This is a genomic window from Rhodoferax sp. RT5P35, assembly GCF_056521385.1.
This window is the reverse complement of sequence record NZ_JBWMAX010000362.1, coordinates 1-392: the sequence shown is the minus strand read 5'-3', so window position 1 is coordinate 392 and position 392 is coordinate 1. Positions and strand designations below refer to the sequence as shown.

Genomic DNA, 392 nt, shown 5'->3' with positions numbered 1-392 from the left:
GTGTGAAACCCGGCTGCACCAACGCCACCACGGGCGTAACGATAAAGGCTGTGCCGGTCACGTAGGCCGGGAGCTGGCCGATCACCTGCACGTAGTCACGCGGCAAGCCCACCTCCTCCCAGGCCTCGCGCAGCGCGGCGGCACGGGCATCCACATCGGTGGCATCGACCTTGCCACCCGGAAAGGCGATTTGCCCGGCGTGGGACGACATGTGGGCCGTGCGCTGGGTCAGCAGGATGGTCGGTTGGCTGTGCAGCACGATGGGGATCAGCACCGCAGCGTGGCGGGGTGCGCGGTCGGTAAAGCGCGGCTCGGCGCGCACCTCGGGCTGCCACACCGGCGGGCTTCGAAAACGCTGGCGCAGGGCCTCGGGCAGCAGCTGGGCTGCGGCC

Annotated in this window: 1 protein-coding gene; it reads right to left on the bottom strand. The window is 70.2% G+C overall.

Annotated features, from left to right (window positions below; translation table 11 throughout):
- Positions 1-392, bottom strand: a 392-nt coding sequence (locus AC097L_RS26335; RefSeq protein ID WP_479589635.1) for an NUDIX hydrolase, incomplete at both ends; no start/stop codon positions are given.